This window comes from Thermomonas aquatica, from assembly GCF_006337105.1.
Lineage (GTDB): Bacteria > Pseudomonadota > Gammaproteobacteria > Xanthomonadales > Xanthomonadaceae > Thermomonas > Thermomonas aquatica.
Map to the genome: position 1 here is coordinate 483,701 of NZ_CP040871.1, position 17,595 is coordinate 501,295.

Sequence of the window (17,595 nt, forward strand, 5' to 3'; positions counted from 1 at the left end):
TCGCCGCAGCCGACGATGAGCCGGACCAGGACCTACCTGCTGTATGCCGCCCTCGCCCTGCTGGCGATCCTGCTGGCCGGCGCGCTGTTCGCCGACCGGTTGGCGCCGAGGGGCAGCGGCCCGCATGCGTACACCCTGCCCTTGCAGGCCGACGCCACCGAATGGGACCGCGTGCTGACGCCCATGCTGGCGGAACACCCGCGGCAGACCGGCGCCATCCTGCTCAACGACGGCTTGGAAGCGTTCGCCGCGCGCGCCCTGTCCGCGCGCGGCGCCGGCCGCAGCCTGGACCTGCAGTACTACATGTGGCACGACGACCTCACCGGCCGCCTGCTGGCGCTGGAAGCCTGGCGCGCAGCGCAGCGCGGCGTGCGCGTGCGCATGCTGCTGGACGACATGAACGCGCACGGGCTGGACCAGCAGATGCTGGCGCTGGACGCGCACCCGAACATCGAGATCCGCCTGTACAACCCGTTCCGCAACCGCAGCGGCGTGCGTCGCGTGCTGGAGACCCTGGTCCGCGCGCTGCGGGTCAACCACCGCATGCACAACAAGGCATGGATCGTCGACGGCCGCGCGGCGGTGGTGGGCGGCCGCAACATCGGCGAGGAATATTTCGATGCCGCGTCCGATACCAATTTCCGCGACCTCGACGTGCTGCTGATGGGGCCGGCGGTAGCCGACGCCAGCCAGGTGTTCGACCGCTACTGGAACAGCGAGGCGGTGGTGCCGATCGGCGAACTGGGCAAGCAGGACGCGGCGCAACTGCAGGCGATGGTGCGCCACATCGAGGCGGGCACCGGCAGCGCGGAGGCGCAAACCTACCTGCGCCGAGTCGAAGCCACGCCGGGCGTGCAGGCGTTCGTGACCCAGCAGCTGCACCCGTTTTGGGTCAGCGACATCCGGGTGGTGTCGGATCCGCCGCTGAAATGGCGCGAGGACGACCAGCAGCATTGGCTGGTGCGTACGCTGGCGCCGGTGGTGGAAGGCGCCAGGTCGCGCGCCGCGCTGATCTCGCCCTACTTCGTGCCCGGCACCGACGGCACCGGCATGCTGACCTCGCTGGCGCGCCGGCAGGTGCAGGTCGGCGTGGTCACCAATTCGCTGGCGGCCAACGACGTGCCGGCGGTGCACAGCGGCTATGCGCGCTATCGCGAGGCGCTGCTGGCCGGCGGCGTGCAATTGCACGAGCTGCGCGCGCAGGGCCACGGCCAGGCCGCGACCTCCGGCCTGTTCGGCAGCAGCGGCGCCAGCCTGCATACCAAGGCCTTCGTGGTCGACGGGCGACGCGGCTTCATCGGCTCGTTCAACCTGGACCCGCGTTCCGTGGCGCTGAATACCGAGATGGGCGTGCTGTTCGACCACCCCGGCATGGGCGCCGCGCTGCAGGCGGAATACGACCGCCTGGCCGGCCCCGCCTTCAGCTATGCCGTCTACACCGATGGCGAGGGCCGCCTGCGCTGGCGCGACGACGGCACCACCCCGCCGACCGTGCACGAGGTCGAACCGGACGCCGGGCTCTGGCGGCGGATCAGCGCACGCGTGCTGCGCTGGCTGCCGATCGAATCGCAGCTTTAGGCGCGCGCTACTTCACCTCGTCGAACACGTACTCGTGCTGGCCGTCGCGCACCACCAATGCGCGCTTGCCGTCCTTGTCGGCGCGGATCAGCATGAAGCCCGCCGCGACCGGATCGATGGTGACGAAGGCCAGGCTGCCGTCGGGCTGCGGCTGGGTGACGATCTCCGACGAGAACGCACCGACATCGATCCGCGCCTTGCCGCCCTGGCGGCTGACCACGATGTCGCCGAGGGCATCGTTGTGGTAGCGCGGCGCCAGGCCGGCCAGCGCGGCGGCATCGCCCGGGATCTGCAGCAGCTTGCGGAAGGCGTCGAAGCCCTCGCGGTTGGCTTTCGCGTTGGCGTCGGCGGTGGCCTGCGCCTGCGCTTCGCCATCGAACATCAGCTCCATCAGCCGGCGCTTGAACGGGCCGCGCAAGTACACGCCCTCGTCGGCATTGGTCAGGATCACCGCGCCGACCTTCTGCGCCGGCCACCACATCATGTTGGAGTGGAAGCCGCCCATGTCGCCGCCGTGATCGACCACGGTGACGCCATCGCTCTTGTCGACCATCAGCGCCATCGCGTAGTCGCGGTCGACGCCCAGCGCGATCTGCGGTTCGCGCCGCTGCAGCAGCGCGGCCTCGCCGATATAGCGCTTGCCGTCGGGCAACACGCCGCGGTCGATCTCCATCTGCACGTACTTCAGCAGGTCGTTGACCGTGCTCCAGGCCGCGCCGGCGGGGCGCGAGGCGATGATGGTGTCGTTCAGGCCCATGTCCATGACCTGCACCTTGTGGTCGATGTCGTAGCCGTGCGGGCGGGCGAAATCGCCGGTTTGCGCCTTGGCGTAGTCGAAGGTGGTGTGGTGCATGCCCAGCGGGTCGAACACCAGCGCCTGCATCGCCTTGTCGTAGCCGGCGCCGAGCTCGCTGCCCGGGTACGCGACCTGCCCGCCGATGTAGCCGGCGGCCGCGGCCATCGGGTTGGAGTACTGGAACAGCTCGCCGAAGCCGCTGGTCGGCTGCATGGTGCCCAGCGTGGTCATCACCGATTCGGGCGTCTGCTTCTCGCCCTCGAACAGCCATTCCATGTCCTGCCGCGGCAGGCCGGTGCAGGCGCAGATCAGGTGGTGGATGCGCACCTTGTCGGTGGTGGCGGCATCGCCCAGCTTGAACGCGGGATAGACGTCCTCGGCGCGCGCGTTCCAGTCCAGCTTGCCGGCATCGACCAGCTTGGCCAGCATCAGGGTGGTCAGCGCCTTGGTGTTGGAGGCGATCATGAAGCGGGTATCGCCATCCACCGGCGCCGGCTTGCCGAGCTCGCGCACGCCGAAGCCGCGCGACATCACCACCTTGCCGTCCTCGACGATGCCGATGGCCACGCCGGGCACGTCGTATTGCTTGCGCATCGCTTCGACGAAGTCGGTGATGGTCTTGAGCCGCGCCGCGTCCAGCTTGTGCGCGGTGCGGCCGGCGAAGGTCTCGCGGGTGTAGCCGGCGGGCTGGAAGCGCTGGGCGATCTTGCCGTACTGGGAGGCGCGCTTCTCGGCGGTGGCCTGGCCCACGTCGGCCACCACCACGGTCCACGCCTTGCCCTTGCGGAAGGCGCTGGCATTGATCACGCGCTTGGCATTGGCGGGGATGTCGTAGTCGTAGAAGCGGCGCTGGTCCCAGCCGTCGCGCGGGGCGGCGTCGGTGGCCAGCAGGAACTTGGGCGACAGGCCGAGCACCTGCCACGCTTCGGCGACGGCAGCATCGACGTCGGTCGCGGCCACGTCGACGATGGCCGAACGCGAGCCGTCCGCTTCCGGCGGCATGATCAGCACCGCATTGCCCTGCACGCGGCTGGTCCAGCCCGCGGGCAGCAGGAAGGTGGCGCGGCCGCCGGGCGTGGTCAGGCTGGTCTCGGTGGCGGCGGGTGCGGCCTGCGGTTCCGCGGCGAACGCCACCGGCGCGGCCAGCGCGAGCGACAGGGCGATGGCCAGCGCGGCCAGGTTGAGCGAACGATGCATGCGGGGACTCCGGGCGATTGCGTGGATGCGGGGCGTACCAATTCGATAACGCGATACCGCCGCCAACGAGGTCAGCGCCGGCACGTGGCAAGCTGTCGCCAGTCCCCATCGGTACCGACCATGCCGCGCCTCCTCGCTCCGCTCGCCTTGCTGGTTTTCACCGCCGCCTGCAGCCACGCACCCGCGCCATCGCCATCGCCATCGCCGCAAGTGCTGCTGCTGGGTGAAGTGCACGACAACGCCGCCGGCCACGCCGCGCGCGCCACGCAGCTGCGCGAACGCATTCAAGCCGGCTGGCGCCCCGCCATCGCGATGGAACAGTTCGATACCGGCCAGCAGGCCGCGCTGGATGCGGCGATGCGCGACTGCGCGGATGCCGACTGCGTGGTGGCGAAGGCGGCGCCGGCAAAATCCGGCTGGACCTGGGACTACTACAAGCCGGTGATCGCGCTGGCGATCGAATACAAGCTGCCGCTGCTGGCCGCCAACCTGTCGCGCGCCGATGCCTCGAAGATCGTGAAAAACGGCTTCGCCGCCGCGCTGCCGGCCGAATTGGTCGCGCGTTACGCACTCGACACCCTGCCCGCCCCGCTGCTGGCCGCGCAGGAAGCCGAGGTGCGCGACAGCCATTGCGGGATGCTGCCGGAGGCGATGGTGGCGCCGATGGCCAAGGCGCAGGTCGCGCGCGACGTGGTGATGGCGGAAACGCTGCGCACGCATGCCGCGCATGGCGTGGTGCTGGTCGCCGGCAACGGCCACGTGCGCAAGGACATCGGCGTGCCGTTCTGGCTGCGGCGGGACGGCCTGTCGTCGTGGGCGGTCGGCTACCTGGAGCCCGGATCGGACGCAGCCGGCTTCGACCTGGTCCATCGCAGCCCGGCGAGCGAGCGTGCGGATCCATGCGCGGGCATGGCGGCGCCCAAGCGCGGCTGAATCGGCCCTGCGAATCCGCACGCCGCGGGCGTGGCTGGCGGGGATCGTCGATGCGCGGCTTTTTGCGACGCCGTTCCCACGCAAATGGCACGTCCCTTGCTAGTTTGGTTTGAAACGACCAGCCGCCGCGCCATGCTCCCGAAGCGCCTCGCCACCGCCGCATTGCTGTCCGCGTCCGCGATGCCCTGGGCATGGGCGGCGGACCCGGCATCGGCCGGCGATATCGACCTGCACCGCCTGGGCTGGCTGTCGTCGGAGGTCTACGACGTCGGCGAAGGCCTGCCCGATCCCACGGTCAATGCGATCGCGGTGCTGCCGAACGGACAGGCATGGTTCGGCACCATGCGCGGCCTCGCCCGCCAAAGCGGCCCGCGCATGCTGGCCGAGCACGGGCCGGATGGCGCCTTGGACGGGGCGATCCTCGGCCTCGCCGCGACCCGCGATGGCGAGCTGCTGGCATCGACCGACAACCGCGGCATCTGGCGCCTGCGCAAGGGCCGCTGGGCTTCGCTCGGCAAGCCGTTCGGCAACGACCGCGTGCAGCGCCTGCGCAGCTTCGATGCCGGCGGACGGCAACGCGTGTTCGCCATCGGCGGCGGCGTGGCCGAGCTGGACGGCGACCGCTGGCGACCGATCGCGTTGCCGGCGGCGCTGCACGGGCGCGAACAATTCGACATCGCGATCGAGCCGGCGCGCGACGGCCGCGCGGAAACGCTGTGGATCGCCAGCTACGGGCCGGGCCTGTACCGCTGCGTCGCCGGCGCCTGCGAGGCGGTGCCGATCCCCGGCCCCGGGCCGCGCACCGACGAGATCCGCAGCCTGCAGCTGCAGCCGCTGGCGACCGGCGGCAGCGCGTTGTGGATCGGCATGCAGGGCGGCGGCGTGGCGCGCCTGGCCGATGGCGGCTGGACCCGCTGGCACAGCGGCAACAGCGCCTTGCCCAGCGACTTCGTCAGCGAGGTGGAGCTGGTGGCCACCCCGCAAGGCGGCGAAGAAACCTGGATCGGCACCCGCAGCGGGCTTGCCATCCTGCGCGGCGACGGCAGCTGGAGCGCACCCGACCCGCGCGTCGCCCTGCTGCGCGAACGCGTGCGCACCCTCACCCGCTCGCGCACCAGCCAGGGGGTGCCGATGCTGTGGATCGGCGCCGATGGCGGCGCGGCGCGCATGCCGCTGCAAGGGCCGTGGCGCCTGGTCAGCACCCTCGGCAAGCAGGGCAACGGGATCTGGGGCTTGCGCGTGGAACGCGCCGCCGATGGCGGCGAACGCCTGTGGCTGGGCAGCGATGGCGACGGACTGGCGCGTTTCGAGCGCGGTCGCTGGCGCATCTTCGGCAGCGCGGATGGCTTGCCCAGCGAAACCGTGCGCAGCATCGCGCGCGTGCCCGACGGCAGCGCGGAAGGCGCGCTCTGGGTCGGCACCTGGGGCGGGCACCTGGCGCGCCTGCAGGGGGATCGCTTCGTCGAGCTGGCCACGCCCTGGCGCAAGCAGGACAACGAGGCGCTGAGCATCCTGTTCGCCGAGCGGGACGACGTCTGGGTCAGCACCCGCCAGCACGGCATCGCGCACTGGGATGGCCGCGTCTGGCAATGGCTGCCGCCCGGCCCGGCCATGCCCGGCCGCGCGTATTCCGCGCAGAAGATCGGGCGCGACCTGTGGTTCAGCACCTCCGACAAGGGCCTGATGCGTCTTCGCGATGGCCGATGGCGCGCGTTCAAGGACGACATCGGCCTGCCGGCGGATGCGCTGTACGACATGCGCCTGATCCCCGGCCACGGCGATGCGCCGGTGTTGTGGATGGGCAGCAACAAGAACGGGCTGTTGCGGGTCGACGTCGGCGATCCCGACCGGCCACGCCTGGTCGCCGCGCCGGCACTGCCGCAGCTCGCGGTCTCCTACGTCTATGGCGTCGTGCGCGACGGCCGTGGCGACCTGCTGGTGTGCACCGACTACGGCGTGTTCAGCTGGCGTCCGCAAGGCGACGGTTTCCGCTCCACCGGCTACCACCGCGAGGACGGCCTGCCGCACGACGAATGCAATGCGAATGCGATGCAGGTGGACGACGAAGGCCGGGTCTGGATCGGCACGGTCGGCGGCGCGGCGGTCTATACCCCGGCGGACGATCGTGCGCGCCATGCCGCACCGCTCCTGCTCACCCGCCTGCTGGTCGATGGCAAGCCGGTCGCCGTCGATGGCGGCGTGCTGCGCCTGCCGCGTCCCGGCAGCACGCTGGAACTCGAGTACGACCTGCTCAGCGGCGAGAAGGAAGACGACAACCGCTACCGGGTCACGCTGGTCGATGGCGACAACGACGCCAGCGGCTGGAGCGCGGCGGATTCGCATCGCTACGCGCGCCTGCCCGCGGGCGCGCAACGCATCCGCATCGAGGCCAGGGACGCCGCCGGCATCGCCGCGAAACCGGTCGAGCTGCGCATCGAGGTGCCGCAGGCATGGTGGCGCACGCCCGGCGCGCGGGCATTGCAGCTGCTGGCCGGGCTGGCCGCATTCTGGGGCCTGCTCAAGCTGCGCGAGCGCCAGATCGGCCAGCGCGAGGAGCAATTGCGCGGGATGGTGCAGGAACGCACCTCGCAGCTGCTGAAGCGCGAATCCGAACTGCACCAGGCCAACGACGAGTTGCGCCGGCTGTCCTACACCGACCCGCTGACCGGGCTGGGCAACCGCCGCCGCCTGTTCGAAACCCTGGAACTGCTGTGGCGCGATGCCGCGCGCAAGCACGAATCGCTGGGATTGCTGCTGCTCGACCTCGACCATTTCAAGCGCTTCAACGACACCCATGGCCACCTGGCCGGCGATGCGCGCCTGCAACAGGTCGCCGTGCGCGTGCAATCGCTGCTGCCGGCCGGGGCCAGCGCCGCGCGCTACGGCGGCGAGGAGCTGTGCGTGCTGTTGCCCGGCCACGACGAAGCCGCCGCGGCGCGGGTCGCCGAACGCATGCGCCAGGCGATCGCCGCCCTGCCGGCGGACAACGCCCTGCCGGAGATCGAGGACATCGCGGTCACCGCCAGCATCGGCGTGGCCGCCGGCATCCCCGGCCTGGAGCAACGCCCGGATATCCTGGTCGCGCGCGCGGACCATGCCCTGTATGCGGCCAAGGCGGCCGGCCGCAACCGGGTCGAACGGGCCGGCGCCTGAGCGTCCCGGCATCGCCATACGCCCACGTATTCAAGCCCCGGCGCGGGCAATGGCTTAGAATGCGCGCCCTGCATCGCGGCCCAGCCAATGCCGATGCAGGCCCAGTCGATCCCATTCCTCACTTTGCCGTCGGCGCCCACGCATCCGCGAGCGGTTCCGACCGGAGTTTCCGCAATGATTTTCGAGACGCTCGACACCTACGGCCACGAACAGGTCGTGTTCTGCCACAACAAGGATGCTGGCCTGAAGGCGATCATCGCCATCCACAACACCACCCTCGGCCCGGCCCTGGGCGGTACCCGCATGTGGCCGTACAAGAGCGAACAGGAAGCGCTGAACGACGTGCTGCGCCTGAGCCGCGGCATGACCTACAAGAACGCGGTCGCCGGCCTCGACATCGGCGGCGGCAAGGCGGTGATCATCGGCAACCCGGCCACCGACAAGTCCGAGGCGCTGTTCCGCGCGTTCGGCCAGTTCGTGGAATCGCTGGGCGGCCGCTACATCACCGCCGAAGACGTCGGCATCGACGTCAACGACATGGAATACGTGTACCGCGAGACCGAGTACGTGACCGGCGTGCACCAGGTCCACGGCGGTTCGGGCGACCCCTCGCCGTTCACCGCCTACGGCACCCTGCAGGGCCTGATGGCCACCCTCAACCAGAAGTTCGGCGACGAGGAAGTCGGCAAGTATTCCTACGCCGTGCAGGGCCTGGGCCACGTCGGCATGGAGTTCGTGAAGCTGCTGAAGGAACGCGGCGCCAAGATCTTCGTCACCGACATCAACCAGGGCCTGGTCGACAAGGCGGTGTCCGAGTACGGCGCCGAGGCGGTGGGCCTGGACGACATCTACGACGTGCCGGCCGACGTGTACTCGCCCTGCGCGCTGGGCGGCACCGTCAACGAGCAGACCCTGCCGCGCCTGAAGGCGAAGGTGATCTGCGGCGCGGCCAACAACCAGCTGGCCAACAACGCGATCGGCGACGAAGTGACCAAGCGCGGCATCCTGTACGCGCCGGACTACGCGGTGAACGCGGGCGGCGTGATGAACGTGGCGCTGGAACTCGACGGCTACAACCGCGAGCGCGCGATGCGCATGATGCGCACGATCTACCACAACCTGCACCGCATCTACGAGATCTCCGGCCGCGACAACATCCCGACCTACATGGCCGCGGACCGCCTGGCCGAGGAGCGCATCAACGCGATCGGCAAGCTCAAGCTGCCGCTGGGCCGCGGCGCGCCGCGCTTCCAGGGCCGCATCCGCGGGCATTGATTCCCGGCACCGCCGTGGATCGCCCAACGTTCGCAAACGAACTTTGGGCCCCTTGCTTCGCTGCCGGATCCCCCGCCGCCACGCGGCTGCCCCCGTGACTCAAGGGGGCGAAGGTGAGGCTTGGCGAATCAGGCGATAATCGGACGGGGCTTCGGCCCCGTCCTCGTTTCCATACTGCTCAAGGTTGAACCGCATGCGTCCATTCCCCCTCGGCGAAGACATCGATGCCCTGCGCGACGCGGTCCGCCGCTTCGCCGACGCCGAGATCGCCCCGCGCGCGGCGCAGGTCGACGAGGACAACTGGTTCCCGCAGGACCTGTGGCCGAAGCTCGGCGAGATGGGCCTGCTCGGCCTGACCGTGCCGGGCGAATACGGCGGCAGCGGGATGGGCTACCTCGCCCACCTGGTGGCGATGGAGGAAATCTCGCGCGCATCGGGCTCGGTCGGCCTCAGCTACGGCGCGCATTCCAACCTGTGCGTCAACAACCTGTACGCCAACGGCAACGAGGCGCAGCGCCAGAAATACTTGCCGAAGCTGTGCACGGGCGAATGGAAGGGCGCGCTGGCGATGAGCGAGCCGGGCGCCGGCTCGGACGTGGTCGGCTCGATGTCCTGCCGCGCCGAGCTGAAGGGCGGCGCGTGGATCGCCAACGGCAACAAGATGTGGATCACCAACGGCCCCGAGGCCGACGTGCTGGTGGTCTACATGCGCACCGCCAGCCGCGAACTGGGCAGCAAGTGCATGACCGCCTTCATCGTCGAGAAGGGGATGAAGGGCTTCTCCACCGCGCAGAAGCTGGACAAGCTGGGCATGCGCGGCAGCAACACCTGCGAGCTGGTGTTCGAGAACTGCGAGATCCCGGCGGACAACGTGCTGGGCGAGGTGAACAACGGCGTCAAGGTGCTGATGAGCGGCCTCAACACCGAGCGCCTGGTGCTCACCGGCGGCCCGCTGGGGTTGATGCAGGCCGCGCTGGACATCGCCCTGCCCTACGTGCGCGAACGCAAGCAGTTCAACCAGGCCATCGGCACCTTCGGCCTGATGCAGGGCAAGATCGCCGACATGTACACCGCGCTGCAATCCAGCCGCGCCTTCGCCTACCAGGTCGCGCGCGACTACGACAGCGGCTACAAGAGCCGCGTGGATGCCGCCTCCTGCCTGCTGCATGCCAGCGAAGCGGCGGTGCAGGTCGCGCTGGAAGGCATCCAGACCCTTGGCGGCAACGGCTACATCAACGAGTTCGCCACCGGCCGGATCCTGCGCGACGCCAAGCTGTACGCGATCGGCGCCGGCACCAACGAGATCCGCCGCATGCTGATCGGCCGCGAGCTGTTCGCCGGCAACAGCTGAGCGTCGAGCGGATCCGCCATGAAAAACGCCGCGGTCCCGCGGCGTTTTTCGTTGCCGGCGATGGCCGGCGTCAGAACCGGTACATCGCCTGCAGCGACGCCATGCCGCTGTCGCCGACATCGCTGGAACGGCGGCCCAAATCGAAGCGGAAGCTCGTCCCGCGAGCGAACGCCGCCGACAAACCGACGCCGAGCCACCGGCTGCGCCGCGCCAGCCCGATGCCCTGCAATGGCGCCCATTGCTCCAGGCCGTTGAAGCTGGCGTCGAACAGTTCGCCGTTCGACCCCAGCGTCCGCTGCCATTCCGCGCGCGCATCCATGCGCAGCCCGACGCCGCCCGCGTGCCAGCCGCGGGCCGCACGCAGGCCGGCGAAGCCCTGCCAGCGGCTGCTGTCCCACGCATCCGCGCGCAGGCCGAAACCGCTGGCACCGCCTTCGTCGAAGCCGTCGTTGCCGACATGCACGTATTGCGCTCCGAGATACGGCGTCAGGGCGATGGCGCCGGCCCCGAAGCGCCGGCCGATTTCGCCGGACGCGCCGATGTAATCGCCCGACAGCTGCGTCGCCACCGAATCCCGCATCGAGCCCAGCAGCAGGTTGCGCTGCATCTGCCGCTGGAACGCGCCGGACGCCAGTTGCGCCTGGCCATGCCAGCCGCCGCGCCAGGCCGCCGCGTACAGCTGCAACTCGCGTTGGCGGCCGCGGCTGCGGTCGCCGAACGCGCCCAGCCAACTCGATTGGTCGAGCCGGTTCATCGCGATGCCGACCACCGCGTCGCGGCCGATCCGCCAGTCGTTGCCGATCATCTCGCCGGCGGAATCGATGCCGACGCTGTCGTAACCGCCTTGCGCCAGGATGCCGCCGCCGGACAGGTCGCGATACCAGCCGCCGGCGGTTTGCGGCGCATGCGACAGCCCGTCGATGCGGGCGTTCAGCGCGCGACGGCCGGCATCGATCGCGTCGAACGTCATCGCCGCCGACGCCGCATGCAGTTCGCCCGACAGGCTGCGCAGCGAAACATCGGCCGTGGCGATGCTCGACGATTGCTGCAGGGCGCCGGCCGCGTCGATGAAGGCGCCGCCGATCCCGGCCGGGGCGATGCCGCCAAGCTGGCCGTCGATCGCGCCCATCGCCGATTCGACCCGTTGCGCGGACAGCTGGGTGATGGTGGGCAGGCTCATGCCGGCCACGGCGTTGGCGACGTCGATGCGGTTGATGTCGAGGAACACGGAAGTCGGCGAGTACCTCAGGTTGGCATCCAGGAAGACATTCGGCGCGGCGCGCAGGCTCGCGAATGTCCCCGAGATGCTCGCGGCATTCAGCAGCAGTTCGCTGGCCCGGGTGGTGTAACCGCTCTTGGCGCCGAGGATCGACAGCTGGCCGTCCAACGTCGCCCTGCCGCCGACGCCGAGGGTCCTGCCTAGCCAGAGCCCGAGGTTGCCTTGCGCCGTCTGGGTGAAATCGCCGAGAACCGACGCGAATACGGACGCGCCGGTGGTGCCCGGCGCGCTGTAGAAGAATCGCCCGCTGTTGGCGACCGAGGCGACATTGCCGTCCAGCCAAACGGTGGCGCCGTTGCTCACGTACAGCTTCGACGAATCGGCGCTGCCCTTGATGTACAGCCCACCCGCCTGCACGCGCGTATCTCCGCTGTAGCTGTTCATCCCCGCCAAGGTGAGCGTGCCGCTGCCGTTCTTGACCAGCCCCCGCTGCCGGCGATGTCGTTGCGCCACACCGAATTGCCCGAGAACGAGACGGCGACGTCGCCCCAGGCGAACTTGCCCGGGCCGTTCGCCGCCTTGCCCACGTCCAGCACGCCCCAGCCGAACACGGCGTCGACGCCGGGCGCACCGACGTCCTTCGCCGTACCGAGCAGGGTCTGCCGCACCAGGTCGTTGTTGAAGTACGGGAACACCGACCATACCGCCGCCGCCGCGCCGGAAACCAGGGGAGCCGCGAAGGACGTGCCCTGCACGCGGTAGATCTTGTCGTCGTCGGTGGTCTGGTCGTTGCCATCGACCGGCGATGCGCCAACGACATAGACCGAACCCGGCGCCGACAGGCAGTAGTTCATCGAGCGCCCGCAATACTGCGAAAACGAAAGTAGCTGCGTCGGGTTTTCCGGGTCCAGCGCCGCCACGGTCAGCCAGCCACGCTCCAGGCCCAGGGACGGCGCCAGCGTCGGCAGCGAGGAGGTATCGGAGGGATCGGCGCGGAAACGCGCATCGTTGCCGTAGTTGCCGTTGGCGAACACCACCAGTCCGTTCTTGTTGAGGATGAAGTCGGTGTAGCCGGCGGCCATCGCGGTTGCGCCGGCCGCCTCGTCCTCGAAATACACGCCGCCCCAGGAATTGTTGATGATCCGCGCGCCATGCGCATACAGGTCGGCATGCGCGTCGTCGAGGAAATCGGCGAAGCCGGCCGCATCCGCCGTACTGACGGCATTGCCTTGCCCGGAGCCATCGTCGACCGGCGGGTTGTCCGACAGGAATCGCCCGGAAATGATCGTCGCCGCCGGCGCGACGCCGCCGGGCCAGCGCCCGATCGCCGACCCGGCAGCCGTCAACGCGACCCAGGTGCCGTGCTCGAGCACATAGTCGACATTGGGATTGTTGGGTGGCGAGTTCAGGTAGAACCCGTTGTAGGCCACGCGTGGACTGAGCTGCGGGTGGTTCCTGCGCACGCCGGAATCGAGGATGCCGATGCCGATGCCCGAACCCAGCGCACCCGCGCCAAGCGAAGCGCCGGCATTGATGACCTGGAGTTGCTTGCCGAACTGCGCATCGAAGGCCAGCGCCGCCCCCTGTGTCGGGATCGTCGGCGGATTCGGCTGGGTCAGCGTGCCGTCGTTCGCCACGGTGGGCGTGAAGCCGGGCCCGGAAGGCGTGACCGGCGGCGGGTTCGAGCGCACGCCGCCCCCGCCCCCGCATGCGGCCAGCGCCAGCGCGATCGCGCACGGCAACAATGCGGCAGCCTTGGCGCGCGTGCCGCGGGACATCGTTCGATCCGGAGTCATGTGGCCTTCCTGCATCGCGCCAGCGGCCCGCGGCCGCCCGCATGCGCGAACACGATTGTTGTATGCCATGCCGGCGCATCCGACAACGGCTGCTTGCTGAACGCGCCGATCCATGCTGCGCTGCGGCATGAACGGTGATTTCGCGCCATAATCGGAAGATCGAACCTGCCACCCGGCCCAGCCGGACCCATGCAATCCCGGAGCCCCACATGAGCGACGTCGTCATCGTCGGTGCCAAGCGCACCGCCATCGGTTCCTTCCTCGGCCAGTTCACCGGTACGCCCACGCCGGCGCTCGGCACGGCGGCCATTTCCGCCGCGCTCGCCCAGTCCGGCGTCGCCGGCGACAAGGTGGACGAGGTGATCATGGGCTGCGTGCTGCCGGCCGGCCTGGGCCAGGCGCCCGCGCGCCAGGCCTCGCGCGCCGCTGGCATCGCCGATGCCGCCGGTTGCACCACCATCAACAAGGTCTGCGGTTCGGGCATGAAGGCGGTGATGCTGGCCCACGACCTGATCAAGGCCGGCTCCGCGCAAGTGGTGGTCGCCGGCGGCATGGAGTCGATGACCAATGCCCCGCACCTGCTCAACAACTCGCGCACCGGCATCCGCTACGGCAGCGCCGAGATGCTCGACCACATGGCCTGGGACGGCCTGACCAATCCCTACGACGGCAAGGCGATGGGCGTGTTCGGCGATGCCGCCTGCGCCAAGTACGGCTACGACCGCGCCGCGGTCGACGCCTATTCCGCGGAAAGCGCCAGGCGTGCGCAGGCCGCGCAGGCCAATGGCGCGTTCGCCGACGAGATCGCCGCGGTCACGGTCAAGACCCGCAAGGGCGAGGTCGTGGTCGACAAGGACGAGGAACCCGGCAAGATCGACCTCAACAAGATCCCGGAGCTGCGCGCCGCCTTCGGCAAGGACGGCGTGCTGACCGCGGCCTCCTCCTCGAAGATTTCCGACGGTGCCGCGGCGCTGGTGGTGATGTCCGCCGAAGCCGCGGCCGCCGCCGGCGCCCAGCCGCTGGCCCGGATCGTCGCCCATGCCACCCATGCGCAGGCGCCGGAATGGTTCACCACCGCGCCGGTCGCGGCGCTGAAGAACGTGCTGGACAAGGCCGGCTGGTCGGTGGCCGACGTCGACCTGTTCGAGGTCAACGAGGCCTTCGCCTGCGTGGCGATGGCGCCGATGAGCGACCTCGGCATCCCCCACGACAAGCTGAACGTGAATGGCGGCGCGCTGGCGCTGGGCCACCCGATCGGGGCCTCCGGCGCCCGCCTGCTCGTCACCCTGCTGAACGCCCTCAAGGCCCGCGGCGGCAAGCGTGGCGTGGCATCGTTGTGCATTGGCGGCGGCGAGGCGACCGCCATGGCCATCGAACTTTCGTGACGTACTTAAACGAACACATGAAAAAAAGTCGGCCAACCGCTTGACACGCGACATTGGCTTGTCATCATGTTACTGGCGCGCAGTTTGCGCGTTGCCAAACCAATTTCAACGACGAGGAATCCGTATCATGTCGATCAACAAGATCCTGCTGGCGATGGCTCTGGGCCTGGCCCTGACCGCTTGCAGCAACCAGGAGCAGGCTGCCGACGCCGCTGCTGCTGCTGGCGACGCCCAGGCTGCCGCCGACACCGCCGCCGCCACCGGCGACGCCGCTGCCGCCGACGCCGCCCAGGCCGCCGCCGACACCGCCGCTTCGGCCGCTGACGCCGCCGCTGCTTCGGCCGACGCCACCGCCGCCGCCGCCACCCCGGCTGCTGCCGACAATGCTGCCGACGCCGCTGGCCAGGCTGCCGACGCCGCCGAGCAGGCTGCCGACGCTGCCAAGCAGGCTTCGGAAGCTGCTACCGAAAAGAAGTAATCCGACAGGCGTCGATCGCCTATTCAGATTGCTGTAGAATCGGGGAAGCCGTCGGTGCGCCGACGGCTTTTTCGTACGTCCCGGTCCGCCGGGTTGCTGTAAGTCAGTGAACGACCCGCCGGCCCAGAGGCCGGATCGCTAAGCGCACTGGCGTTGCCTGATCCGCAAACCGATCCATTTCAGACAACTCCTCAGGAGAGAACCATGAACACCAAGCTTTACGTGCTCCTCGCCGCTGGCGTCCTCGCTCTGTCGGCCTGCAAGAACGAAGCCGCCGACGCCGCCGCTGCTGACGCCGCTGCCGCCACCGAGCAGGCTGCCGACGCCGCCTCCACCGCTGCCAACGCCGCTGGCGACGCCGCTGCCGCTGCCGGCGACGCCGCCGCTGCGACCGCCGACGCCGCTGCCACCGCGACCACCGACGCCGCTGCCACCGCCGCTGCCGCTTCGGCCGACGCCGCTGCCGGCGCCGCTGCCGCTGCGACCGATGCCGCCGCGACCGCGACCGACGCTGCCAAGGACGCCGCTGCCGACGCCGCTGGCGCCGTCAAGGATGGCGCTGCCAAGGTCGAAGAAGCCGCCAAGAAGTAATCCTTCTTCGCTGCATGCAAGACCCGGAAGGCCCGCTTCGGCGGGCCTTTCTCTTTGCTGGCGGGGAGCCCGCACCCGCACCGGCACACCTGCGTGCCCGGAGCGGATGAACGCGAACGGGTATCCTGTCGCATTCGCCGCATCGACCATCCACGCATGCCCGCGCTGACTTCGCAGATCGACCCCCGCTCGCAGGATTTCGCCGACAACGCCGCCTTCCATCGCGAACTGGTCGCCGAGCTCGACCGCCGCCTGGCCCGCGCCGCCGACGGCGGTGGCGAGAAGGCCCGCGCCAAGCACAGCGAACGCGGCAAGCTGCTGCCGCGCGAGCGCATCGACGCCCTGCTCGATCCCGGCTCGCCGTTCCTGGAAATCGCCCCGCTCGCCGCCGAAGGCATGTACGACGATGCCGCGCCCGCCGCCGGCATGGTCTGCGGCATCGGCCGGGTGATGGGCCAGGAAGTCGTCATCGTCGCCAACGACGCCACCGTCAAGGGCGGCACCTACTTCCCGATGACGGTGAAGAAGCACCTGCGCGCGCAGGAGATCGCCCGCGAGAACCGCCTGCCCTGCCTCTACCTGGTCGATTCCGGCGGCGCCTTCCTGCCGCTGCAGGACGAGGTGTTCCCGGACCGCGAGCACTTCGGCCGGATCTTCTACAACCAGGCGCGGATGAGCGCGGAAAACATCCCGCAGGTCGCGGTGGTGATGGGCAGTTGCACCGCCGGCGGTGCCTATGTGCCGGCGATGAGCGACGAATCCGTCATCGTCAAGGAACAGGGCACGATCTTCCTCGGCGGCCCGCCGCTGGTGAAGGCCGCGACCGGCGAAGTGGTCGATGCCGAGGAACTCGGCGGCGCCGACGTGCACACCCGCATCTCCGGCGTGGCCGACCATTTCGCCGAGGACGACCGCCATGCGCTGCAGATCGCACGCGGGATCGTCGGTTCGTTCAACCGCAAGAAGGTGTTGCCGGTCGCGACGCAGCAGTCGCGCGAGCCGCTGTTCGCGGCCGAAGAGCTGTACGGCATCGTGCCGAAGGACGCGCGCCGTCCATTCGACATCCGCGAGGTGATCGCGCGCGTGGTCGACGGCAGCGAGTTCCAGGAGTTCAAGGCGCGCTACGGCAGCACCCTGGTCACCGGCTTCGCCCACCTGCACGGCTACCCGGTCGGGATCGTCGCCAACAACGGCATCCTGTTCGCCGAATCCGCGCTCAAGGGCGCGCACTTCATCGAGCTGTGCAACCAGCGCGGCATCCCGCTGGTGTTCCTGCAGAACATCACCGGCTTCATGGTCGGCAAGAAGTACGAGCAGGCCGGCATCGCGAAAGACGGCGCGAAGATGGTGACGGCTGTCGCGTGTTCGCACGTGCCGAAGTTCACCGTGGTGATCGGCGGCAGCTTCGGCGCCGGCAATTACGCGATGTGCGGCCGCGCCTACGGTGCGCGCTTCCTGTGGATGTGGCCGAACGCGCGAATCAGCGTGATGGGCGGCGAACAGGCCGCGTCGGTGCTGGCGACGGTGAAGCGCGACGGCATCGAGGCGCGTGGCGGCGTGTGGACGCCGGACGAAGAGGACGCGTTCAAGGCGCCGATCCGCCAGCAATACGAAGACCAGGGCAATCCGTATTACGCCACGGCGCGACTGTGGGACGACGGCATCATCGACCCGGCCGATACCCGCCGCGTGCTGGGGCTGGGATTGTCGGCATCGCTCAATGCGCCGATCGAAGACCGCACGCGCTTCGGCGTGTTCCGGATGTGACCCACTTCGCGATCAGCCACTTGCGCGAGCAACCTGTCGCATTCACGCAGGAAATCGCCGCAAAGTGGTGATAGCC

12 protein-coding genes are annotated in these 17,595 nt (G+C 69.6%); 9 read left to right on the forward strand and 3 right to left on the reverse strand.

The annotated features are described in order from the left end of the window. Positions 1-15: 15 nt before the first annotated feature. Positions 16-1,578 (forward strand): phospholipase D family protein, encoded by a 1,563-nt coding sequence (locus tag FHQ07_RS02240; protein WP_139715147.1) that lies wholly within the window; start codon positions 16-18, stop codon positions 1,576-1,578. A gap of 7 nt (positions 1,579-1,585) precedes the next feature. Here FHQ07_RS02240 and FHQ07_RS02245 read toward each other — a convergent pair whose 3' ends face one another. Further along, complete coding sequence (locus FHQ07_RS02245) at positions 1,586-3,571, reverse strand: serine hydrolase domain-containing protein (RefSeq protein WP_139715148.1); 1,986 nt, start codon at positions 3,569-3,571, stop codon at positions 1,586-1,588. A gap of 120 nt (positions 3,572-3,691) precedes the next feature. Between FHQ07_RS02245 and FHQ07_RS02250 the strand changes: the two genes are divergently transcribed. The 4 genes from FHQ07_RS02250 to FHQ07_RS02265 all read left to right on the forward strand — a co-directional run bounded on the left by FHQ07_RS02250 (position 3,692) and on the right by FHQ07_RS02265 (position 10,283). After that, on the forward strand, positions 3,692-4,504 hold the full coding sequence (locus tag FHQ07_RS02250) for a ChaN family lipoprotein (RefSeq protein ID WP_139715149.1): 813 nt from the start codon (positions 3,692-3,694) through the stop codon (positions 4,502-4,504). Between the two features lie 132 nt (positions 4,505-4,636). Continuing rightward, on the forward strand, positions 4,637-7,657 hold the full coding sequence (locus FHQ07_RS02255; RefSeq protein WP_168191444.1) for a ligand-binding sensor domain-containing diguanylate cyclase: 3,021 nt from the start codon (positions 4,637-4,639) through the stop codon (positions 7,655-7,657). Positions 7,658-7,831: 174 nt separating this feature from the next. Next, the gene (locus FHQ07_RS02260) at positions 7,832-8,932 is read left to right on the forward strand and encodes a Glu/Leu/Phe/Val dehydrogenase dimerization domain-containing protein (protein ID WP_139715151.1); all 1,101 of its coding nucleotides are present in this window, start codon (positions 7,832-7,834) and stop codon (positions 8,930-8,932) included. Between the two features lie 193 nt (positions 8,933-9,125). Beyond that, the gene (locus FHQ07_RS02265) at positions 9,126-10,283 is read left to right on the forward strand and encodes an isovaleryl-CoA dehydrogenase (protein ID WP_139715152.1); all 1,158 of its coding nucleotides are present in this window, start codon (positions 9,126-9,128) and stop codon (positions 10,281-10,283) included. Positions 10,284-10,353: 70 nt separating this feature from the next. Here FHQ07_RS02265 and FHQ07_RS02270 read toward each other — a convergent pair whose 3' ends face one another. Together FHQ07_RS02270 and FHQ07_RS02275 are read right to left on the reverse strand one after the other, a co-directional pair. Further along, positions 10,354-11,946 (reverse strand): autotransporter family protein, encoded by a 1,593-nt coding sequence (locus FHQ07_RS02270; protein WP_240703531.1) that lies wholly within the window; start codon positions 11,944-11,946, stop codon positions 10,354-10,356. Continuing rightward, positions 11,943-13,280: a S8 family peptidase gene (locus tag FHQ07_RS02275; RefSeq protein WP_168191446.1), complete on the reverse strand. Its 1,338-nt coding sequence runs from the start codon at positions 13,278-13,280 to the stop codon at positions 11,943-11,945. Before FHQ07_RS02275 ends, FHQ07_RS02270 begins: the two co-directional genes overlap by 4 nt. 227 nt (positions 13,281-13,507) lie before the next feature. Here FHQ07_RS02275 and FHQ07_RS02280 point away from each other — a divergent pair, with 227 nt between their 5' ends. The 4 genes from FHQ07_RS02280 (at position 13,508) to FHQ07_RS02295 (ending at position 17,519) form a co-directional block, all read left to right on the forward strand. Continuing rightward, positions 13,508-14,683: a thiolase family protein gene (locus tag FHQ07_RS02280; RefSeq protein WP_139715155.1), complete on the forward strand. Its 1,176-nt coding sequence runs from the start codon at positions 13,508-13,510 to the stop codon at positions 14,681-14,683. Between the two features lie 127 nt (positions 14,684-14,810). After that, on the forward strand, positions 14,811-15,161 hold the full coding sequence (locus FHQ07_RS02285; RefSeq protein WP_139715156.1) for a hypothetical protein: 351 nt from the start codon (positions 14,811-14,813) through the stop codon (positions 15,159-15,161). Between the two features lie 204 nt (positions 15,162-15,365). Further along, positions 15,366-15,752 carry a hypothetical protein gene (locus FHQ07_RS02290; protein ID WP_139715157.1) on the forward strand — a complete coding sequence of 129 codons (387 nt, stop codon included), beginning with the start codon at positions 15,366-15,368 and terminating at the stop codon, positions 15,750-15,752. A gap of 156 nt (positions 15,753-15,908) precedes the next feature. Then, positions 15,909-17,519, forward strand: a complete 1,611-nt coding sequence (locus FHQ07_RS02295) for a carboxyl transferase domain-containing protein (protein WP_139715158.1) — start codon at positions 15,909-15,911, stop codon at positions 17,517-17,519. Positions 17,520-17,595 lie beyond the last annotated feature (76 nt).